15 protein-coding genes and 1 tRNA gene are annotated in these 22,243 nt (G+C 47.9%); 12 read left to right on the forward strand and 4 right to left on the reverse strand.

Annotation, left to right across the window (positions count from 1 at the left end; genetic code table 11):
- Window positions 1-532: 532 nt before the first annotated feature.
- The 8 genes from OXH00_18990 (at window position 533) to OXH00_19025 (ending at window position 5,663) form a co-directional block, all read left to right on the forward strand.
- On the forward strand, window positions 533-2,170 hold the full coding sequence (locus OXH00_18990) for a DUF4268 domain-containing protein (GenBank protein MCY3743109.1): 1,638 nt from the start codon (window positions 533-535) through the stop codon (window positions 2,168-2,170).
- Between the two features lie 4 nt (window positions 2,171-2,174).
- Window positions 2,175-2,618 carry a hypothetical protein gene (locus OXH00_18995; protein ID MCY3743110.1) on the forward strand — a complete coding sequence of 148 codons (444 nt, stop codon included), beginning with the start codon at window positions 2,175-2,177 and terminating at the stop codon, window positions 2,616-2,618.
- 15 nt (window positions 2,619-2,633) lie between these two features.
- Window positions 2,634-2,897 carry a hypothetical protein gene (locus OXH00_19000; GenBank protein ID MCY3743111.1) on the forward strand — a complete coding sequence of 88 codons (264 nt, stop codon included), beginning with the start codon at window positions 2,634-2,636 and terminating at the stop codon, window positions 2,895-2,897.
- Between the two features lie 15 nt (window positions 2,898-2,912).
- On the forward strand, window positions 2,913-3,185 hold the full coding sequence (locus tag OXH00_19005) for a hypothetical protein (GenBank protein ID MCY3743112.1): 273 nt from the start codon (window positions 2,913-2,915) through the stop codon (window positions 3,183-3,185).
- A gap of 20 nt (window positions 3,186-3,205) precedes the next feature.
- Window positions 3,206-3,595, forward strand: coding sequence for a rhodanese-like domain-containing protein (locus tag OXH00_19010; protein MCY3743113.1), 390 nt, complete (start codon window positions 3,206-3,208; stop codon window positions 3,593-3,595).
- A 134-nt stretch (window positions 3,596-3,729) separates the two neighbouring features.
- Window positions 3,730-3,802, forward strand: a tRNA-Asn gene (locus OXH00_19015).
- Between the two features lie 96 nt (window positions 3,803-3,898).
- Window positions 3,899-4,723: a phytanoyl-CoA dioxygenase family protein gene (locus OXH00_19020; GenBank protein ID MCY3743114.1), complete on the forward strand. Its 825-nt coding sequence runs from the start codon at window positions 3,899-3,901 to the stop codon at window positions 4,721-4,723.
- 10 nt (window positions 4,724-4,733) lie between these two features.
- Entirely contained in the window at window positions 4,734-5,663 is a 930-nt protein-coding gene (locus OXH00_19025; protein MCY3743115.1) for a Dam family site-specific DNA-(adenine-N6)-methyltransferase, read from the forward strand.
- A gap of 16 nt (window positions 5,664-5,679) precedes the next feature.
- On the opposite strand, the gene OXH00_19030 is transcribed toward OXH00_19025, so the two are convergent.
- The 4 genes from OXH00_19030 to OXH00_19045 all read right to left on the reverse strand — a co-directional run bounded on the left by OXH00_19030 (window position 5,680) and on the right by OXH00_19045 (window position 16,177).
- A complete protein-coding gene (locus OXH00_19030) occupies window positions 5,680-7,314 on the reverse strand; it encodes a thiamine pyrophosphate-binding protein (GenBank protein MCY3743116.1) in 1,635 nt (544 codons plus the stop codon).
- A 3-nt stretch (window positions 7,315-7,317) separates the two neighbouring features.
- Complete coding sequence (locus OXH00_19035) at window positions 7,318-7,452, reverse strand: hypothetical protein (protein MCY3743117.1); 135 nt, start codon at window positions 7,450-7,452, stop codon at window positions 7,318-7,320.
- Between the two features lie 168 nt (window positions 7,453-7,620).
- On the reverse strand, window positions 7,621-8,748 hold the full coding sequence (locus OXH00_19040) for an ABC transporter ATP-binding protein (GenBank protein MCY3743118.1): 1,128 nt from the start codon (window positions 8,746-8,748) through the stop codon (window positions 7,621-7,623).
- A 730-nt stretch (window positions 8,749-9,478) separates the two neighbouring features.
- Window positions 9,479-16,177, reverse strand: coding sequence for a cadherin domain-containing protein (locus OXH00_19045; GenBank protein ID MCY3743119.1), 6,699 nt, complete (start codon window positions 16,175-16,177; stop codon window positions 9,479-9,481).
- 1,030 nt (window positions 16,178-17,207) lie between these two features.
- On the opposite strand from OXH00_19045, the gene OXH00_19050 reads away from it, so the two are divergent.
- From OXH00_19050 to OXH00_19065, 4 genes are all read left to right on the forward strand, one after another.
- Entirely contained in the window at window positions 17,208-19,007 is a 1,800-nt protein-coding gene (locus OXH00_19050; protein ID MCY3743120.1) for an iron ABC transporter permease, read from the forward strand.
- 61 nt (window positions 19,008-19,068) lie between these two features.
- Window positions 19,069-19,755 (forward strand): type II toxin-antitoxin system VapC family toxin, encoded by a 687-nt coding sequence (locus OXH00_19055; GenBank protein MCY3743121.1) that lies wholly within the window; start codon window positions 19,069-19,071, stop codon window positions 19,753-19,755.
- A 186-nt stretch (window positions 19,756-19,941) separates the two neighbouring features.
- Window positions 19,942-20,532, forward strand: coding sequence for an SIS domain-containing protein (locus tag OXH00_19060; protein MCY3743122.1), 591 nt, complete (start codon window positions 19,942-19,944; stop codon window positions 20,530-20,532).
- A gap of 89 nt (window positions 20,533-20,621) precedes the next feature.
- Window positions 20,622-22,238, forward strand: a complete 1,617-nt coding sequence (locus OXH00_19065; protein ID MCY3743123.1) for an AAA-like domain-containing protein — start codon at window positions 20,622-20,624, stop codon at window positions 22,236-22,238.
- Window positions 22,239-22,243 lie beyond the last annotated feature (5 nt).

A 22,243-nucleotide genomic window follows, 5' to 3' on the forward strand; every position in this document is an offset into this window, starting at 1 on the left:
CGAGAGTATACCTAAAATATCAGAAAATGTATACTTATTTATTGGGTTCACCATAGTTTTATAGTTTGGAAACTTATTTTCAATGCAAATCCTTGCTATTGATTCGCAGGGAACCCCTTGTAGCATAGGCTGTTAGCCTGTGCATCAATTAGCGCAACCATAGATGTCAATTTTAGAAAAAACAACCCTTGCAGTCCCCAGGTCCGGTAGGTTCGGTTTCCTAACCGAACCGGATACGACGCGGAGACCTTGAAAACTTCAAACCCCTCTTGAATCCCGTACGGATGGCATCTGTGTAGAAAAACTCCCAGACGCAAGCTCCAGAGGGGCGGCATTTGTAAGGATGCTCCTATAAAATACAACGAAATATCCCTAAATTGACACTTATGGTGCATCAAGGAGCGCAACCTAACAGGATACGCTACGAAAGAGAAACTAAACGAACTCGATTTAAGTCTCATTTGTGATTGACAGAGATGGAAAAATGTGATACACTTTTGGAAATTTATCTATACGAAGGTTTGTACATAAAATGACAAAATATCCTAATCGGGCTGCACTTTATGAAGCGCATAACATATATCGGGACGCTATGCGTCCATTCATCGTTCGGTGCTTAAAAAGGGTTCGAGGCGAAAGGGTTGAAGATTTAATTCGAGATTCCTTACCCGATCCAGAAGTGGAACAATTCGAGAGCGACCTGCAAAAACACAACGGAAACATTGAAGCTGCGATGGATAGCAAGCATTTTCCGCACATTATTGGAAAATATTGGCATTGGGATCGGGCTTTCAGTCAACAATTTGATTCAAATTCAAAAATCCAATATAAGACTGGAACTATAGCGGACGGTCGAAATCTTTGGGCACATCCAGGGGTAGAGGATCTGAACTCTGACCGCACTCAGGCAGACCTAACTTACGTCGCTGAGGTACTCGGCGAGATCGGAAATAGGGAGGCAAAGGAGGCAGTTGAAACCATCCGAGATCAACTTTTTTCTGATGAAGTTGAAGAACATCCAGCGGAAGTAGAGAATGCTGCTCTTAAGGAAAACCTCGCGGATATGACTAAGCAGCTTGATGAAGCGAAAGCAGAAAAAACTGAATTGGAGAAACAAATCAAGACTAAATCAGATCGGCTGACAGAAATGGAGAGAGAATGGCTTGCTTCCGAAGAACGTCTTGAAGAAGCGGAAGTAGAGAATGCTGAATTGAAAAAGTGTCTCTCGGAAGCAGAAAATCGTCTAAGAACTGTCGAATCGGAGAGGGACGAACACATCAAAACCTTGACGGAACAGCCGAGGACGGTAGAAGCGGAGAAGACTATATTGGAGGAACGCCCCAAAAATTTGCCAAAGCAGCCAGAAATTAAGGAGTGGCGAAGGAAAATTTGGAAACAATTGTGCGACTATGCAGCTCAAAAGGACACTCCAGTTAGATTTCATAAACCGGGTTCGGAAAATTACTTAAACGTTAGCAGAAGTTTGATAGCTCTTACTGGCTTTAACATGAAGGTGTGGTTGGGCAGGGACAATAGGGAAATTGCCATCCGGCTTTATATGTCAAAACAAAATTTTTACATCCTTGAGAAACAGCGGAAAGAAATTGAGCAGGAGTTTTGTGAATCTCTTGAATGGGAGAAGTTACCTCAGCGTAGTGATAGCCGGATTTCCTTACGTAAAGATATCATTGATCCGACAGATGAATCAGACTGGCAAAACCAGCACGAATGGGTTATCTCAAAACTTGAAAAATTCCATAAAAAATTCAATGAAGTCTTTCTACCGAGAATCCAGGAACTCAATACCTCCAATTCGCTATCCGAAGACGAGGAGGACTTGCCGCTAAATACTGCTACACTTAATGAGGTAGTTATCTCCCCAGAAGATTTTGAATCATGGATAGAAGACGAAGAACCATGGGATGAGGCAGATGAGGACAATGTTTTTTCAAACGAAGTGTATACAGAATCCCAAAGTTATTCCGAGAGTCCTGCGAAGTCTCCAAAATATCAGCGGAAATGGCGGCGACCTGGGGCGGTAGCTGCTCTCCGTGACCCTGCCGAGATTCAGGAGGCTGAGGCAAAAATTGCGAACATTCTCAATCCGCGTGAAAAAACTCGTTTAGAGCGTGAATTGCGTGAGGCAAAACGCGCCGTGGATGGTTTTTGATTTTATGAACCGTAATTTACACAATGGAATCAGCGAACTCGCTGGAGCTAGTCGTCAACGCTTGGCAGATGCGAGAGCACTTCTCAATGCTGCTCGGTGGCGGGGAGCAATGTACGTTGGAGGTTATGCAGTAGAGTGTCTCTTGAAAACGAAATTGATGCACATCTACAATTGCCAAAATTTGCACGCGTTAGAGGACCTACTTCGGCAACGTTCTATACTTCCCGCGCACCGCACAGTTTTTACGCATCAATTGGAAGATTTGCTAAGACTTACCCCAGGCTATAACCGGTTAATACATAATCGTGAGATGTTATCCTTGTTTAACAAAATCAACCAATGGACACCAAACTGGCGTTACATATCCAAGCCGACAAATCGTAGAGAGGCAACTGAGTTCATAACTTCTATTGAAAGGTTTATACACTGGATAAATAACAACCTGTAAGGGAGAATTTACATAATGGCATGTGAAATATTAAAGCAGAAAATCCATGATACGCTCAGGGACGGATACTTCAGCGATACAAAAGATTTTGTAGATGTTTCTGACGGTTCCGCAGATCATGTCCATATTGTCATTGTTAGCCGAAAATTCAATGGACACACCATGGGAGGTAGAAGTGATATCATTTGGGATGAATTGGTAAAGCATCTTTCTCAAGAGGAATGGGGACACGTATTCCTCTCTATTGGTGCAACGCCAGAAGAGGTCCAGCTCTGGTAGCGAGGGATTTACAGAATGGCATCCGAAACTTTAAAACAAAAAATTCACGATACTCTCAAAACAGGTTCTTTTCCCGACCCAGACTATTTCATTGATGTTTTCGACGACGGAGATGAACACATCCGCATCCTTGTCATCAGTCGTAAATTTGATATTTACAAATACAAACGCTCAGAACGGGAGGACCGGGTCTGGGAAGACATTGTCCAAGTGTTATCCGAGGACGAACTGGCGCGTATTTCTCATATCGTCGCTGTGAACCCTGAAGAAATTAAAATTTATACCTAACGCTATATACAAAGGAAGTTATGAATCAAACCGAATTTTACCAAGCAAAACTCAATTACGAAACGGATTCTTGGGATCTCTATGAAGCACTCAATAACGGAGAATCTATCGTTGTCATAGATGCTCGTTCCGCAGAGGCTCACGCACTTGAACATATACCAACATCCATAAATATCCCGCATCGAACAATGTCTGAGGCGACTACACGTGAACTCGATAAATCTAAGGTGTATGTGACCTACTGTGACGGTATCGGCTGTAATGCTTCTACCAAAGGTGCTTTAAATATGGCGAAGTTGGGGTTTAATGTTAAAGAGTTGATGGGTGGTTTAGATTGGTGGAAGCGCGATGGCTATGAAACGAAAGGCGAACAAGGCGTTCCGGGAACTGAAGTTGTGTGCGGGTGTTAAACAGGATAGCGGAATTTAATTTGCAACTGCGAATAAGATACTGTATAATTAAAATCAGTCTGTTTCGCTTGCAGCCAAAAAGTACTATTTAACTTGCAATTGCTGACGAGATAGGTTATAATTAACACTAACATTCCCCCATAGCTCAGTCGGTAGAGCAGATGGCTGTTAACCATCGTGTCGGCGGTTCGAGTCCGTCTGGGGGAGCTTCAATTTGCTGGCGGGCTTTGTTCAAGGTTCGTCAGCAAAAATTTTTAACGTGTTTTCCTTCAAACTTGCTCCACTTTTCCAATGGAGGTTCTCATGCCTAAGAAATTTACCGATGCACAGCTGGATGAACTCTTAGCGAAAGGCTATTTAATTGTACCCGACTACTATTCAGGTGAACAACTTGCGGAGATGCAGGCTGCCCAACGCCGTGTACTCCCGACATGGGAAGAAGTTAAGGATGACCCGCCACCCGGTAGAGCGACTTTGACCGAATTCCCGCCCGCTGAAATGGCGTTATTACGTGCGATCGTGGACCCCGATGCCTGGGCATTCGCACGTAAATTTCTGAAAACGGAGCATATTCACTACCGTGCTGGGTGTATGATTGCACGCTATCCCGGATTTAAAGGCCCGGGTGTCGGTAGCGATCCAAGCAATTTGCACATTGATAACGGCAACAACTCACTGCTACCACAGTCCGAGAGTGCTCGTGAATTCGGGCAACTCGGCTTTTGGGTACACCTTGAGGATGTTGACGCAGATCAGGCACCGCTTAGACTACTTGCTAAGGAACACGGACGGGATACCTCTGAATACGAACCGCTTATTTGTAAAGGCGGAACCCTCTGTATTTTCAACAACTATACACTGCATTCGGCAAGCGATTATCTACGCGAGGACGGACAACGCTACACGTGGGGCTTCGGTCTCGGACGCGCAGACCACTATTGGGAAGGTTTTCGGCACTACACAGACAAAGGTCGGAATCCAACGTTCTCGAAATTCATCGGCACACTGACAGCAGCAGAGCGTGAAGTCTTTCGATTTCCGCCTGCGGGTCACCCATACTACACGCCCCAAACGCTTAAGGCATTAGAAGAACAGTACCCGGGCTGGAACACACGCGGCGAATATTGAATCGGATATGATGAAAGTTATGATTCCACCAATTAAATGTCAAGGAATAAAAAGCAAACTTGTTCCTTTCATAAAGCGAGTTGTGGACTGGTCTTTTGAAGGCAGATGGATTGAACCGTTTATGGGGTCAGGCGTTGTCGGTTTCAATATCACACCGCGCAACGCTGTCTTTGCAGATAGCAACCCATGTCTGATTAATTTCTATAACGCAATCGCGAGCGGAAAGATAGATGGTCTGAAAGTGAGAAAATTCCTTGAACAACAAGGCGAAATACTATCAAGATGTGGGCAAGATTACTATTATGAAGTTCGACAGCGGTTTAATAAAACGCATGAACCCTTAGATTTTCTCTTTTTAAATCGCTGCTGCTTCAATGGAATGATTCGCTTTAATCGTAAAGGGGACTTTAATGTGCCTTTCGGGCACAAGCCTCAGCGATTTGCCAAAGCATACATCACAAAGATTGTGAATCAAGTTGACTACGTTTACGTCTTGTCAAGGCATTCCAACTGGTCTTTTATCTGCCAAGATTATAGAGAAACACTCAAAGAGATTTCTGAAGACGATTTTGTCTATTGTGATCCGCCTTATGTTGGACGGCACGTCGATTATTTCGATAGTTGGGACGAAGAGAATGAACAATATCTATTTGAGACTTTGAATCAATCTCCTGGCAAATTTATCTTATCTACTTGGCATAGCAATCAGCACAGGGAGAATGTCTTTCTGAAGACGTTGTGGTCGGAATTTAATATGTTAACCAAGGAGCACTTCTATTACCTTGGCGCGAAGGAAGAAAATAGGAAACCGATGCTTGAGGCATTGGTAATGAATTACACACCTAAACACTTGCATGAGGAACCGACTGAGCGAGCCGAACAACTTTTGCTTCTCGAAAAGTTGGCAGAATATCAAAAAAGTGAGAGTTTGGTATCGTGAAATTGAGTCAAGAATGTTAAAAATCTGTTTTTCGGAGCGGTTCGGCCATCAACCATCCGATGACGTTGATAATATCGTCCTGCCGTTCCTGTAGCATCACTTCGATGAGTGCCGGTTTTTCGGCAGCAAGTGCGTCGCGTAAGGTGTCCTTGAAATCACCCAAATTCTCAACCCGCTTGGCATACGCACCGAAAGATTTTGCGAATTCAACGAAATCAGGATTGAGCAGATCGGTATCAATTGTGCGTCCTTCGCATCCCTTTATTTGAGACCCTTTAATCGCTGACAAGGCACCGTCATTTACGACAATCGCCACGACGTTGATGCCGTATTTCATAGCGGTTGCCATTTCCACTGCACCCATCAGGAACCCACCATCGCCACTGAAACAGATAACCGGACGGTCGGGATGTGCCACCTTCGCACCAATCGCCGCAGGGTATGCGTGTCCTAACGCTACGCCGATATTCGGATAGAGGAAAGTCCTCGGATCGTAGATAGGAAATTCAGCAAAGGACGCATAGCCGAGGGCATGGACATCAATCGCATAGATAGTATCCCGTGGAAGCACATCCTGTAATTCATGGATGACTGGCAACGATGGCTGTGCATCAAATTTTGTGCGGAGTTCTGCCAGTGTCTCGTCCCAGTCATTTTCGCCGGGACCAACATCCTCAATGAGTGCTTGCAACGTCAGTTTCATATCACCGACGACTCCCACATCACACGGATATTCAAGTCCAATCTCGTCTGCGTCTTCGTCAATTTGGATGAAGGGTTGGGGCAGTTCCAGACTCCAGTTTCGGGTATCAATTGAGGTGAAGCGGGGTCCGATGCCGATTAGACAATCAGCCCGTTGGAGTGCCTCGCGTCCGAGATAGCCGTAGCAGATTTGTAATGCCAGCGGATGGTCTTCTGATAAAACGCCTTTTCCATTACGGGTAACGATGACAGGTGCGTTCAGTTTTTCGGCGAGGAGCCGTAACTCGTTTCGGGCGTTTGCGTGAAAGACGGCTGATCCGGCAAAGATTAATGGCATCTTGGCGTTGCGGATAGTTTCAACGGCGGTGCTGAGGTCTGTATCGTCGGGTGGCGGTAATTCGGCGCGTTCCACACGCTTGGGGATTCGGACCTCGCCTTCTCCTGTGACGACATCCATCGGGAATTCCAGCACTGTCGGTCCGGGTCTCCCGTTCCGCATCGCTTTAAAGGCGTTTTCGACGACGACAGGAATCTCGGCGACGGTGTGTGCGATAGCACAGTACTTCGTGAGCGACTCGAAAAACCGCATCTGATCCAAACCGTGGAACATTTTGCTCGGGTGTTTGCTGTAGAGACTGGAATCGCTCTGTCCGGTGATGAGTAGAACAGGGGCGCAATCGGTAAATGCCTCTAAAATCCCTGTTGATGCGTTGCTGGCACCCGGTCCCGGCACAGTAATAGCGACACCCACCTCTCCCGTTGCGCGGGCAAAGCCGTCCGCCATCTGCGTTGCTGCATATTCATGTCGGACGAGGTAGTGGTCAATTGTGTCTTTTCCGCGTCGCAGCAAAGCGTCGTAAATCTGAATGTTTTGGGTGCCGGGCATTCCGAAAACCGCTGAGATGCCTTGCGCTTTCAAGCATTCGATGAGAATATCTCCGCCTTTCACGTTTCAGTCTCCTTTGTGTTCTTTAAGAAAATTTTCTAACCACGCATCGGGGTCATACCCCAGTCTGCGTAGGAGTCGGCAGCCGATACCTTTTAGAAAATTTGGGATGAGATTAAAGAGTCTAAGTCGCCAGTTCATAATTGGTAACACCATTTCTACTTGAAGAGTTCCGATAACCGATCGTCTTCAGAAATCCATCCGTCGCTTGCGGGGGCGGGGGGTAGCGGGTATCAATAGAGAACGTTCCCGACAATAGTATTATCATGGCAATCACAGAAATAAAAAAAATCACAGTTCAAATCCCGCCTACAAGATAGCGTCGCCAGTGTTTTTATCGAAAAAGTACATACGTTCTGGGACAAACGAGACATAGAGATGTTGCCCAATCTCCGCTGCAAAGTTCGGGGCTGTGCATGCCTTGAGAATAGTATGCGCGCCTGCGGCATCCGTTCCGAGGGTCACCTCAACGATTGTTTCCGCGCCAAGCGGTTCGACACTATAGACTTCCGCTTGAAAAGCGTTCGGAATGGATTGATGACTCACAAGGACATCCTCAGCGTGCGCGCCAAAGACAGTGTCGCTGTTTGAGGTGTTGTCGTTCAGTGCTTTAGCAATCCGGGCATCTTGGATTGTCACAGAATTGTTATTTCCAGTGTCGTCTGCTAATTTCAAGTGAAGTTCGCCATTGGTGCTGGTGATGTCGCATGGGATGCAATTCATGCTCGGATTACCGATGAAACCCGCGACAAATAGGTTGGCAGGGTGGTTATAGATGTCCGACGGGGTTCCAAGTTGCTGGATTCTACCCGCTTCAAGCACGGCGATTCTGTCCGCCATTGACATTGCTTCGATTTGGTCGTGTGTTACATAGAAAGTCGTCGTGCCGAGTTCACGTTGCCGCCAACGGATTTCGGCGCGCATTTCCGTGCGGAGTTTCGCATCCAGATTGGATATCGGCTCGTCCATGAGGAAGACTTGCGGACGACGTACCATCGCCCGTCCGAGTCCGACGCGCTGTGTCTCACCACCGCTCAACTGGTTCGGCATACGCATGAGCAGGTGTTCGATATGGAGCATCTGCGCGATATCTCTGACACGCCGGTCGATTTCCTCGGTAGAGAGTTTTCTCGGATGTAATGGAAACGCCATATTCTCATAAACGCTCAGATGTGGATAGAGAATATGGGATTGAAAGACGAAGGCGACATCGCGTTCTGCTGGCGTTTTATCGTTAACACTGACATCGTCCAAATAAATTGTGCCTTCTTCGGGTTTGTCCAAGCCAGCGATGCAGCGGAGCGTTGTCGTTTTCCCAGCACCTGTTTGACCGAGAAGCACGAAGAATTCTTGGTCTTGGATATCGAGGGTGATGTCGTCGAGCGCAGTAAGGTCACCGAATCGTTTCGTGATGTTTTCGAGTTTTACTGTTGCCATAAATATTCTATATTAACGCAAGTTGCCACTGGTCTATAGACATAGCACTCCTACGGAGTGCTATCGCTTAAATACGCCGTTTCTATAGACATAACACCCCTACGGGGTGAAGAAAGTGTCCGAGAAATCGTGTTACAATGTTCAAAACCCGTTGGTAGCAACTTGGGTTATATTACTGTATTGTGGATATTGATTTAGTATAGCATGCATCGCGTTTAGCGGTCAACAAGAATTAGTTTTCAGTCCAGAGCGATTCAGTTGTTCCGTTCTTCGGTCAGGTTTCTACCCCAGGCCCGGGAGGTGCGGTTTTGCGATGTACCATAGGGGTCAATTTAGCGATTATCCATGCCAGTCTCGGCAGAGTAAGTCTGAACTCTGATTGCTGTGATTTTTCTGATTTTTCTGATAAGATCTCTGATGGAAAATAAGATGCTGAGTGCGGCGTTGAAGTTTCTACAAAGACGGCGTTCCCGCAGAACTGCCGAGTCGTCAGGACTCGGTTTGCAGTTGATTGTGATAGGCACTCTTATCATGCAAATCAGAGCCATCAGAAAAATCACAGTTCAGAACGCAACAGTGGAAAGCGTTAGGAATGCAGATCGCATTTGGGTGTGTACACCGCAAAACCGACCATCTCGGTTTGCGTGCCGAGGGTGTTTTTGCAGACCGAGATGGCTATTTTTCTTAAATTGACACTTATGGCTTCACTATAAATTGACACCTATGGGTCCTACTTGCGTATCAGCAGCTTGCGCGTCGCCGCGTAATCACCCGCCTTAAGCGTGTAGAAATACAGACCTGTCGCAACCTTCTCACCGAGTTCATTTCTGCCATCCCAATAGATCGCACGCGAACGGCTATGATACAAACCCGCAGCCTGATACCCCAGCTGCAACTCCCGCACCACAACACCGCGTATATCGTAGATCGTCAGTGTAACGTCAGCCGGTTTGGCGAGCTGATACGGGATCCACGTTTCAGGGTTGAATGGGTTGGGATAGTTCGTGAGCAAGAGGGTCTCATCCGGAATTACAGGCGTTGTTTGCACGGATGGCGCAGCACCGACTACATCTGTGACATTGATAGTGACGGTAATTCTATTGCCGCCATGGTTCCCGTCATAGACGGTCACGGTTACTGTATAAGATGTCTTCGTTTCATAATCCAGTGGATCTTTGGTTTGGAGCTGTCCAGAGGTGTCGACAATGCTGAACGAATCCGCATCCGTGCCACCGAGTGTGTAGGTGAGCACATGAGTGGTATCCGCATCTGTCGCGCCTACCGCCGTGCCGATGTTTGTATTGGCTGCGGTATTCTCCGCGACGGAGCGAGTGGTGCTGGTGCCGTCTGTGAACACAGGTGGGTTGTTATTCAAATCAATATGATAAATCTGAACACTCGGATTTGCTGCCTTGAGGCGCACAAGGGGCCCATAATCCGAAATTGGATTTCTGTGGACATATAAATCCGTCAGCGAAGTCAAATTTTCAAGTTCGGATACATCGGTGATATTGTTTCCGAACAGCCTGAGGGATGTCAGCTGTGTGAGTTTGTCAAAGATACCCGCCGGCAACGAGGTTAGAGCATTGTTCCACAGCCTGAGCCCTGTCAGGGCAGTGTTTTTATCAAAGATACCCGCCGGCAACGCAGTTAGAGCGTTCTCGTTCAGGTAGAGATCTTCCAGGGCAGTGAGTCTGTCAAAGATACCCGCCGGCAACGAAGTTAGAGCGTTGTCGGCCAGAGAGAGACCTTCCAGCGCAGTGAGGTGGTCAAAGATACCCGCCGGCAACGAAGTTAGAGCGTTGTCGGCCAGGTCGAGCCATGTCAGCGCAGTGAGGTGGTCAAAGATGCCCGCCGGCAACGAAGTTAGAAGGTTGTCGTCCAGGTCGAGCGTTGTCAGGGCAGTGAGGTGGTCAAAGATACCCGCCGGCAACGAAGTTAGACGGTTCTCGTCCAACTGGAGCGTTGTCAGGGCAGTGAGGTGGTCAAGGATACCCGCCGGCAACGAAGTTAGAAGGTTGTCGGCCAGGTCGAGCGTTGTCAGGGCAGTGAGGTGGTCAAAGATACCCGCCGGCAACGAAGTTAGATCGTTGCCGCCCAGGTCGAGCTCTGTCATCTCAGTGAGTCCATCAAAATCACCGAGCATTAGAGAGACAATGCTCGCGCCTGGCGGATCAAGCGCAGTAATTGACGCAAGGTGTGCTTCCGTCACATCATCAACATTACTAACACTCGATATTGCCACGATAGCGTCTTGCACTTGTGTTGTGCGTTCAGCGACAGGTTTTAGAACAGTGACAGTGACAGTAATACTATCACGCTTACCCCTACCATCTGAAGCAATGATAGTTACGCTATAGGATTGTCCATAGGTAAGGGATCCACTGGTTCGGAGTTGCCCCGAGGTGTTAACAACGGTAAACGATGTCGCATCTGTACCACTCAGACTGTAGGTGAGTGTATCATTACTGCTGAGATCTGTGGCAGAAACCGGATTACCGACGTTTCTACCGGTTGGCTTGCCCCCCAGTACAGAACGTGTGGTGCTCCTGCCCTCTGAAAAGAAAGGGGCATAGTTTTCCACCACAATCTTAACGGTAATACTATCACTCCCGCCCTTACCATCAGAAACGGTGATCGTTACCGTATAGGATGTTTGCGTATCATAGGCAAGTAAGACCCTGGTTTGAAGCTGTCCAGAGGCACTGTCAATACGAAACGAAGCCGCATCTGTACCACTTAGACTGTAGGTGAGTGTATCATTCCTATTCACATCCGTGGCAGAGACCGGAGCGCCGATGTTTTTGCCGGCTCCCGTGTTCTCTACTACAGAACGTATGGTGCTGGTGCCCTCTGCAAAGACAGGTGCTCTATTGGGCGGTCTTTCGTAGACATCTGTAACGCTGATTGTGACGGTGATGCTGTCTGTCAAACTACCATCAGAAACAGAGACAATAACCGTATAGGATCGTTTCCTCTCATAGTCAAGATGAGCATTGGTTTGGAGCTGCCCAGAAGTGCTGATAATACTGAACGATGCCGCATCTGGACCACTCAGACTGTAGGTTAATTCATCGTTGTCCGGGTCTGTTGCCCCAACAGCACTGCCGATATTGATACCCGAACGCGTATTTTCAGCAATGGAACGTGTCGTGCTGCTGTCCTCTGTAAAGGCGGGCGCACGGTTTTCCTCCACATCTGTAACATCTATTGTGACGGTGATGGTATCTGTGATCTTGCCATCTGAGACGTGGATTGTAACCGAATAAGATGTTTCTGTTTCATAGTCAAGAGCCGCCTTTGTTTTAATCTGTCCCGTCTCGCTATCAATGTCAAATGTATCTGCATCTGCTGCATCAAGGCTATAGGTCAAAGTATCCCCGTCCACATCCGTCGCACTGTAAGGCGTACCGATGCTTTCACCCGCTGGTGTATTTTCTGCGACAGTGTGCGTTGTGAGACTCTCAACCGCAAATACGGGTGCTTCGTTGACATCAGAGACCTTGATCGTAACAGCAAGCGTATCCGTGAGCGTGCCATCGGAGACGGTGAGCCTGACGGAGTATGTCTTTTGCGTTTCAAAATCTAAAAGAGCCTTCGTTTTCAGCTGTCCCGTCTCACTATCAATGTCAAACGCATCGGCATCTGTCCCATTATCAAGGCTATAGGTCAAGGTATCCGCGTCTACATCCGTCGCACTATAAGGCGTACCGATGCTCTCACCCGCTGGTGTATTTTCTGCGACAGTGTGCGTTGTGAGACTCTCAGTCGCAAATACGGGTGCCTCGTTGACATCAGAGACGTTGATCGTAACAGCAAGCGTCCCCGTGAGCTTGCCATCGGAGACGCTGAGCCTGACGGCATACGTCTTTTTCGTTTCAAAATCCAGTGCTGCCTTCGTTTTCAACTGCCCTGTCTCGCTATCGAGGTCAAACGCTGCAGCATCTGTCCCATCATCAAGGCTATAGGTCAAGGTATCCGCGTCCACATCCGTCGCGCTGTAAGGGGGCCCGATGTTCTCACCCGTTGGTGTATTTTCTGCGACAGTGTGTGTTGTGAGACTCTCAGTCGCAAATACGGGTGCCTCGTTGACATCAGAGACGTTGATCGTAACAGCAAGCGTCCCCGTGAGCTTGCCATCGGAGACGCTGAGCCTGACGGCATACGTCTTTTTCGTTTCAAAATCCAGTGCTGCCTTCGTTTTCAACTGCCCTGTCTCGCTATCGAGGTCAAACGCTGCAGCATCTGTCCCATCATCAAGGCTATAGGTCAAGGTATCCGCGTCCACATCCGTCGCGCTGTAAGGGGGCCCGATGTTCTCACCCGTTGGTGTATTTTCTGCGACAGTGTGTGTTGTGAGACTCTCAGTCGCAAATACGGGTGCCTCGTTGACATCAGAGACGTTGATCGTAACGTCAATCGTATCCGTGAGCGTGCCATCGGAAACGGTGAGCGTGAGGGAATACGTCTTTTTCGTTTCAAAGTCCAGCGATGCCTTCGTTTTGATCTGTCCGGTCTTGCTATTGAGGTCAAACGCTGCAGCACCTGCTCCATCAAGGCTATAGGTCAAGGTAGTGCCTGTATTCACATCGGTTGCTATCACAGGGAGACCAACGTTAGTGCCGATAGCCACATTTTCAGCGATTGCGCGGAGGGTGTTCGCACCCTCCGTGAAGACCGGTGGTACGTTGATCTGTTCGATAACTTCCAAGGGGTGTGTTGTGGATTTGACAAGCACGTACCCGTTATGTGTCGCGGGATGCATCGGCAGTGGCGTTTCAATCTCCACGGTGACAGCATGGATCGTATTAGGCGTGCGCGTCAGCGTCAGCGTTCTACTTTCCACACTGCCTTTCGGAATGATGATCGCCGTCGCGCCATCTACCGAAGTGCCATTGGCAACCTTGATCGGTAGCATTATTTCAAAGGGCGCGCCACTCGGCACAACTGCCTTGAACCGGTTCGTTCCAACCTTTTCGAGTGCCACGACCAACGGCAATTGTGAAGCCGCGTCCGGGTTCCAACGCAGATCCAATTGCTGGAGCTCCGTCAAACCCTCAAAGATACCGGCTGGCAGTGAAGTCAGATTGTTATGAGATAACAGGAGACTCTGAAGATAGGGTGTTCCATCAAAGAGACCACTCGGTAAATCTGTGAGTGCATTCTGCTGCAAGTTAATCGCATATAGAGCCGAAAGTCCCTCAAACACATCGGCAGAGAGCGCAGGCAAGTCATTACGCTGTAGATAAAGATGTGTCAGTGATGTTAAATTGCGAAAAATACCACTCGGTAGCGTTGTCAATTGGTTAGCATTTAGGGAGAGTTCTGTCAGAGAAACGAGGTCGTCAAAGATACCGCTCGGCAGGCGGGTGAGATCGTTGCCATCAAGAGAAAGCCTTCTCAGCGATAGCATGCCATCGAAATCCCCTGCCTGCAAGGCTGTGATCGCAGCATTTGATAGATTTAGGCTTGTGATTGCAGCGAGATCAATCTCTGTCACTGTGCTACAGTCCTCTACGCCGACAGCTGCCGCAATCGCCGCGGCGACCTGTTCGGTGCGGTGGCAGACAGTCGATTGTGCGAGCGTATACCCATAATGATAAGCAGGCAATCCGGGGAACCGAAGGAATGCCACTTTTGGCGTTTCGGTGCCCGTGCCGACGACTGTAAAGGGCACGCTTTCCATGCTGCCTTGCGGGATCACAACACGCCTCGCACCGCTTGCTATATCAATCGGCAGCACGATATTAAACGGCGCGCCTGTGGGCATCACCGCCTTAAACGCACCACCACCGACACTTTGCAGAGACACAATTAGCGGTAATGGGTCAAGGACATTGCCCCCCAGTCTGAGCGATGTCAGTGCTGGCAATCCGGTAAAAATACCTGTCGGCAGGCTGCTGAGGTGGTTGCCATACAGATTCAGGTTGCGTAGGGCAGTCATACCCGAGAAATCACCCGGTTTCAGGGATGAAATACCGCTATTTCTCAGGTTAAGGGTTCTGATCGCAGCAACATCTGCTTCGGTAACACTGGCGGCATCTGTCGCGTTGGGAACAGCAGCAACAATCGCATCCCGCACCTCTGGCGTGCGTTCTATTACCGGGAGAAACCCCGCACTCCTGAGAGTATCGTTGACATCCATCACACTGACAATCACCGTGATCGTATCCGAGAGTTCTTCATCTTCAACGGTGATGGTCAGCGTGTAGAGCCGTTGGGTTTCATAGTCAAGCTGTGCTTTCGTTTTCAGTTGTCCGGTGGCAGTGTCAATCGCAAACGCATCCGCATGAACGCCGCCGAGGGTATACCTTAAAAAGTCATCAGTCGCATCGGTTGCCAACACAGGAGGCCCGATATTCAGCCCGACAGCGGTATTCTCAAAAACGACACGCGTGGTGCTGTCGCCTTCATAGAAAGACGGTGCCGTGTTTACAACTTCGTCTATGTCGGTGACGGTGATTGTCACCGTGATGGTGTCTGTGAGACTCCCATCAGAGACGGTGATTGTCACCCTATAGGCGTTTTGGGTCTCATAGTCAAGGGATGCTTTTGTTTTCAGTTGTCCGGTGGCAGTGTCCATGGCAAACGCGCTCGCATCCGCGCCACTCAGTGTGTACGTCAATGGGTCGTTTTCAGCATCTCTTGCGCGGATCGCCGCACCGATGTTTGTCGATGCAGCGGTATTTTCCGCGACAGGACGCGTAGTGCTTGTCCCATCTATGAACACAGGTGCCGTATTGATTCCCGCGATGACCGATAACGGAGCAGTATCAGCCGTGACAAGCGTATAGCCGTAATGCTCACTCGGCAGCCGCGGCAACGTCTCAATATCCACGGTCACTCCACCGGTGGTGCCAGGCGGGCGTGTGACAGTGAGTGTTTCACTTTCCAGACGACCCTGCGGAATAGTGACTGTCGTGGCACCCCCTGTGATGCTGCCGTTTGTAACGGCAATGGACAGCACATAATCAAAAGTCGCACCTATGGGGGCAACTGCCTTGAATTGCCCTTCAGCCATTTTTTCTAACGCAACAGGCATCGGCAGTGGGTCAATCGCATTGCCACCGAGACGGATCGTTCGCAACGCTGTCAATCCCTCAAAGATACCATCAGGGAGGCGACGGAGTTGATTGCCATACAGATTCAGATCGCTCAGTGCGGTCAGTCCATCAAAATCATCTGCTTTCAGGGTTGCGATATTTTTCCCTTTCAGGTTAAGGGTCGTAATCGCTGCGAGATGTGCTTCGGTCACGTCGGCAGCAGCGTCAATATCCGGCACCGTCGCAACAATAGCATCCCGCACCTGCGGCGTGCGTCCACTCACAGGCGTAACAACCGCATCACCTTGGAGATATGTTCCAAAAAACATTAAAAGTATGAAAAAAATTGCTAAAGTCCATTTACGGTTTTCAATCAACAGTTTCATAAACGCCTCCATTTTCTTTTTTATAGTAAAGCCCATAATTATTTCGACGCGCTATTGATCGTAGGGGCTGGGTTACCCAGCCCTTACGATCAGGCAATGTGGGTTGCTATCGTGGTGTGTCAATTTATTTTCGTGCTTTAGCGCATCGCTAATCGGCTCTTGTTTTTGTAGCCGTCGGATGTGACAATAAAAAAAGCCCGCGACAAAACGCTCCGTGCAAAACGGAACGCGCGCAGGCATGACAAAGGATAGAACGACCGTGAAGGTTATACTATCTTGTGAAGTATTGTGCTTATTAAATGTTAAGCGGGGGGGGGGGTGTTATCCTTAAAGACAGGACTGTTAACTGTGAGTTAATAACACACGAAATCAACGAACGGACAGAGAAACGGCGCGCAGTATGAACGCTTACACCATAGACCCTATCTCCGCGTAAAATCGGTGTAGTGATGTTGATATTGGTGTGTTCGTTTTGCATAGTGGTACTTCAATCGGTAGAAATTAAGACTTACACGACTTGTGCTAATTGTTAATAATATACGAGATTAATTAATAATATACGAGATTAATTAATAATATACGAGATTAATTATACTCCCTGAAAAAGGTTTCGTCAAATTAAAATTTCAAAATTTTTTACTATTACGTTCTCAAAGGTTGAAAGGATTTTCTTTGGTGTTTCATCTGTCACAGAACTGATTTCCGAAAAATAACGGTAACTGGGAATTTGCCACAGGAAACCAACGGCCTACTATGCTACGAAGAACACAGGAGGCACAGGAAACCAACGGTCTACTATGCTACAAGTATAAACTTATTTTCTGGTTTTACTATAAGCACGTTCTAAAGAAACAACCCGAGGTGTGATGGTGAGCCAGCTTTCTGCCGAATGCCATCACATCTCTTTGGCTTCTGGAGCGAAAAAATATATGCAATTCGGCAGTCTATAGGGTATAATTATTAAGAAGTACCCTATAGATGTAGAATGTAAAACGTTCCGTGCACATAGAAAGTTGGAGAAAGGGAAGAGATGCTGAATCGCTCAGAAATAAAAGAGGGCGGATATACAAACCTGTCGTTAATGGATAAAATTAGGCGAAAGTACGACTTAACACCGTCAATCTCGCTTGTCCTCGGATTGACCACGCTCTTCTTTCTGATCTTCCTTATATACCCGCTCCTCTATGTTTTCAAAGAGGCGTTCTGGATTGAAAATAAATTCACTTTCGCCTACTTCAAACTGATGGTGACCGATCCAAATATCCGAGAACTGGTTGTTAACAGCTTCAATATCGGTGTGATGGTCACGATCGTGACGAGCATCATCAGCCTTCCACTCGCATATTTTTTGACGCGATATCGGTATCCGGGACGCAATATGTTGCGTTCTGTCATCCTAATCCCGATGATTATGCCACCCTTTGTCGGTGCAATTGGGATGAAGCAGTTTTTCGGTAATTTTGGAAGTATCAACATGCTTCTGGTGAAACTCAATCTGATGGATATCGCTGAAACCATTGATTGGTTCGCTGGCGGTTTCTGGGGTGTGGTGATGTTATCAACGTTGCATTTGTATCCGATTATGTATCTTAACATCGTCGCTGCACTCGCAAACGTTGATCCGAGTTTAGAGGAAGCCGCCGAGAATATGGGCGCATCGCGGTTCCAAGTTTTCCGTCAAATAACATTGCCGTTGATGATGCCGGGGTATTTCGCAGGCGCGATTCTCGTCTTTATTTGGGCATTTACGGATCTCGGCACACCGCTGATCTTTGAATACCGCAACGTAATTTCGGTGCGGATCTTCAACCAAGTCACCGAGGCGAACACAAATCCAATGGGATACGCCCTCGTTGTCCTAATTATTGTGCTAACAGCGTTAGCTTTTTATGTCTCGAAGCGGTGGACGGGAAGTAAGCACTATGAGATGCTCGGCAGAGGGCATGTGACATCCCGTGAAACGGATGCCAAATGGGGGATGCGCACCATCATCTACCTCTTTATCGGGGGATTGACGTTTGTGGCACTCTTACCGCATATCAGTGTCATCCTTGTCTCCTTGACACCGGATGCAAGCCAGTGGCGATTGAGCGTGTTACCGCAATCGTGGACCTTCGCCCATTATGTTGAGACATTCACACATGACGATACACTGCCGAGTATCTTCAACAGTCTAAAATACAGTATTTTCAGCACGCTGTTGGCACTCTTAGTCGGTATTGTGGTATCATACTTGTTAACTCGGAAACGGCTCCCGTTCCAAAATTTGTTGGATGCAGTCGCGATGTTACCGTTGGCGTTGCCGGGTGTTGCGATCGCGTTCGGATATATGGGCAGTTTTGCGGATACGACCCTACTGCTGAGGTATTTCCCTGATGGGTTCGTTTCTGTCATAGACCCTCGGAAGAACCCGACATTTCTCCTGATTATCAGTTATGCAGTGCGGCGGTTGCCGTATATGTTGCGTTCCATCTATGCCGGACTCCAGCAGACGAGCGTTAGTTACGAAGAGGCATCGCAAAACATGGGAGCGACACCGATCCGAACCTTATATAAGATAACGTTGCCCTTAGTTATCGCAAATATCCTTGCCGGTGCGATTCTCGTCTTTTCCTTTTCGATGTTAGAGGTCAGTGATAGTTTAATCTTGGCAATGCAGGACAAGTACTATCCAATTACAAAGGCGATTTGGTCACTCTCTCAACGTCCTGATCACGGGGCATATACGGCGAGTGCGCTCGGCGTGGTAGGGATGTTAATTCTAATCGCGTGTCTACTCGGTGCCGGACGTGTGCTTGGTGGGAAGTTAGGCGAAATTTTCCGGATTTAGGGATATTGGTGAGAACAACACTATTCATTAATGGAGAAGGATTTGAAAGCAAATTGATTTCATGATAAAATATGAAGATATAAAATCGAAAGTTTATATTGAAACTACAGTCGTTAGTTACCTTGCAGCGCGCCCCAGCACAGATGCGACCTTGGGTGTTCGACAACGAATCACACGACAGTTCTGGGAAAACTATTCCGATAATTTTGAGTTTATCGTATCGGATGTAGTTATTACCGAAATTAGACAAGGCGATGAAATCGCAGCACAGCGTCGGATTGAGGCATTGGCAGGTCTTACGGTATTGGAATTGTCCCCGGAGGCAGTTATTCTTGCACTGGAACTAATAAATGCAGGTGCTGTACCACCACATTCGCTCCCGGACGCTCAACATATTGCTATTGCTGTGGTAAATGGCATCGAGTACCTAACCTCTTGGAACTATAAACATATCGTCAGCGAAACTAAGCGGCAGCATATAGATCAGGTTTGTCGAGCCGCTGGCTACCAACCTACGATCCTCTGTACCCCTGTAGAGTTGATTGAGGAGATGCACGTGAAAGAGAAAGAACACCCCCCCATGGATCCTATCCTTGAGGAATGCTATAAAATGAAAGAAGAGTTTGCTGCCCGATTCAAAACCATGCAGGAACTTGTCGATTATTTGAAGGCGGAAAATATAAAGAACAAAGCGGAAGGTTGGAAATATGTATCGTTCCCACCAGTCAAATGCGACAAACAAGACTAAGGTGTCTACGCTTTTGTTCCACACACAGAGTTATTTTAGACGCAAGGTATAGAATGTATGCAGGGCATTTGGGATTGCCCTGCTTTTTTGTCCAATTGCTACAGCTGAAAGAATAACAGGGGCAGCCGATTCAGTTTCGAGCAGAGCATAGACTGAAAACTTTACACTCGGAAAGAGAAAAATATAATGGACATTTTGCATAGCATTCGCGATGCGTTGTTAGAAGCGCAGGACGTACTTGATCGGTTTATCCGAAATCCTGAGAATATCACAACCATCGCGGAGACAGCGGAAATGATGCAAGACGTATTTGAACGGCAAGGCAGGATCTTCACGTGCGGGAACGGCGGCAGTTTATGCGACGCTGTCCATTTCGCTGAGGAATGTACAGGGAAGTTTCGAGATGATCGGAGACCGCTTCCAGCCATGGCACTCAGCGATGCCGGGCATATTACCTGCACAGCAAACGATTTCGGCTTTGCAGAGGTCTTCGCGCGTCCACTGTCAGCACTCGGACACAGCGGCGACCTACTCGTAGTCCTGTCAACCAGCGGAAATTCTGAAAACGTTGTCCGTGCAGCAGCGACAGCGAAATCACGTGGGATGCAAGTATTTGGACTGCTCGGTGGGGATGGCGGGGATATTAAGCAGCACTGCGATATATGCCTGATTGCCCCCGGCAACACGGCTGACCGTATTCAAGAAATCCATATTAAAGTCTTGCACATTCTGATTGAACACGTCGAGCGATTGATATTCCCAGAGAACTACCGATAGCTACCTCTTACTGTCCTTGCAAATTAACGGTGGATTTTCAGGGAGCGATGTGATACGATAAATTGTTGAGAACCTTTGAGGAGGCGACAATGAGAAGTTTTGGAACTGAGGGGCGCGTCCGTCCTGAACATCACTATATTGTTCCACGCACCGAGGAGATTACCGATTTCATCAGCCGCGTCAAAAATGGCAAGTACATCGTCCTCTTCGCGCCGCGCCAGACCGGGAAAACCACCTTCTTCCGATTGGCACTTGAAGCACTTGTCGCGAAAGACCCGACCTATTTTCCGATTCAGTTGGATTTTCAAACGATGCGTAACGCCGCACCTGCCACTTTTTATGAACAACTCTACTACCAGATTAACAGGCAAATTGAGAGCGTCTTCCAAAAACGAGGTGAGGTGCCTTCCGAAGCATTGACCCAATTTTTAGAGAACACAACGCTAACCGATCATTTTTCGATGGAAGCGTTCTTTGAAAACCTTAAAAGTTTTCTGGACAACGATTTTGGTAATCAAGGGCTTGCTTCCACGAAGGTTGTACTCCTCATCGATGAATTTGACGGTATCCCGCAAACCGTCGTGAGCAATTTTTTGTATTCACTCCGCCAAATTTACCTCTCTGACGAGATACCCTGTCCGCACAGCGTAGGCATCGTTGGGGTCAAGAGCATCGCGCAGCTAGATTACGACAGGTCTGTCTCTCCGTTTAATATCCAGGATGAATTTCAGTTGCCGAACTTTACACCTGAACAAGTACACGGGCTCCTATCACAATATACCGATGAAGTTGGGCAAGCCTTCGAGCCCGAGGTTGTTGAATCTATCCATAAGGAGACTGCCGGGCAACCTGTCCTTGTCAACGGTCTCGCGCGGATTCTTACCGAGGACTTGGATATCCCGAAAACCGAATCGATTACGATGGCACACTTTTTAAAGGCGCATATCCAACTTGTGCGCGGCCGGAACGTCAACATTCAGCATCTCACAACCAATATCCGTAGGGATAGGCGTTTCGAAAGAATCCTGATGGATATCATGTCTTATGAAGACGGCCTGGACTTCAACCTGCGGGATCCACACATCGATGAACTCGCTACGTATGGTGTCATTAAGGAAGACGCCGATGGCATGTGTCAAATTGCGAATCCGATTTATCTCTATTGCATCATGCAGGCGTTCAAGCCGACGATGAACGGACTTGAACTGGAATACCACCACGAAGACAATATAGACGGTTTTCAAGGTTACCTGACTGTCACGGGACAGATAGACATGGAACGGCTGCTTGATAACTTCCGAGACTTCATCGCACGCGCTGGCTTCAAAATCCTACAGGTGCCTGATACGCCGCAAGAATCTGTGGGACGCCATCTTCTCCTTACCTATCTGGACCTTTTTGCTCGGAGCGTGGGCGGTGCCTTGTTCTTTGAGACCGAAACAGGACGTGGCAGGATGGATCTCCTCATCACGCACGAGAGAGAAAAGTATATTGTTGAGACAAAGATTTGGCGCGGGGATAGCCGTTATCAGGCAGGCAAAAGACAACTTGCTGCATATCTCAAATTGGAAGGTGTTGGGCAAGGATACTATGTTGTTTTTGATCATCGGAGAAATCCAGAACCGAGAGTAGAGACACAAGAGTTAGATGGCGTAACAGTTCGGAGTTACGTGATTCCTGTCATGCAAAAACAACCCTCATCATAATAAAA

The sequence above is a fragment of the Candidatus Poribacteria bacterium genome, assembly GCA_026706025.1.
GTDB lineage: Bacteria > Poribacteria > WGA-4E > WGA-4E > WGA-3G > WGA-3G.

Coding starts and splice junctions, on each gene's coding strand:
- OXH00_18990 (MCY3743109.1), top strand. CDS start 533: ATGACAAAATATCCTAATCGGGCTGCACTTTATGAAGCGCATAACATA.
- OXH00_18995 (MCY3743110.1), top strand. CDS start 2,175: ATGAACCGTAATTTACACAATGGAATCAGCGAACTCGCTGGAGCTAGT.
- OXH00_19000 (MCY3743111.1), top strand. CDS start 2,634: ATGGCATGTGAAATATTAAAGCAGAAAATCCATGATACGCTCAGGGAC.
- OXH00_19005 (MCY3743112.1), top strand. CDS start 2,913: ATGGCATCCGAAACTTTAAAACAAAAAATTCACGATACTCTCAAAACA.
- OXH00_19010 (MCY3743113.1), top strand. CDS start 3,206: ATGAATCAAACCGAATTTTACCAAGCAAAACTCAATTACGAAACGGAT.
- OXH00_19020 (MCY3743114.1), top strand. CDS start 3,899: ATGCCTAAGAAATTTACCGATGCACAGCTGGATGAACTCTTAGCGAAA.
- OXH00_19025 (MCY3743115.1), top strand. CDS start 4,734: ATGAAAGTTATGATTCCACCAATTAAATGTCAAGGAATAAAAAGCAAA.
- OXH00_19035 (MCY3743117.1), bottom strand. CDS start 7,452: ATGAACTGGCGACTTAGACTCTTTAATCTCATCCCAAATTTTCTAAAA.
- OXH00_19040 (MCY3743118.1), bottom strand. CDS start 8,748: ATGGCAACAGTAAAACTCGAAAACATCACGAAACGATTCGGTGACCTT.
- OXH00_19045 (MCY3743119.1), bottom strand. CDS start 16,177: ATGAAACTGTTGATTGAAAACCGTAAATGGACTTTAGCAATTTTTTTC.
- OXH00_19050 (MCY3743120.1), top strand. CDS start 17,208: ATGCTGAATCGCTCAGAAATAAAAGAGGGCGGATATACAAACCTGTCG.
- OXH00_19055 (MCY3743121.1), top strand. CDS start 19,069: ATGATAAAATATGAAGATATAAAATCGAAAGTTTATATTGAAACTACA.
- OXH00_19060 (MCY3743122.1), top strand. CDS start 19,942: ATGGACATTTTGCATAGCATTCGCGATGCGTTGTTAGAAGCGCAGGAC.
- OXH00_19065 (MCY3743123.1), top strand. CDS start 20,622: ATGAGAAGTTTTGGAACTGAGGGGCGCGTCCGTCCTGAACATCACTAT.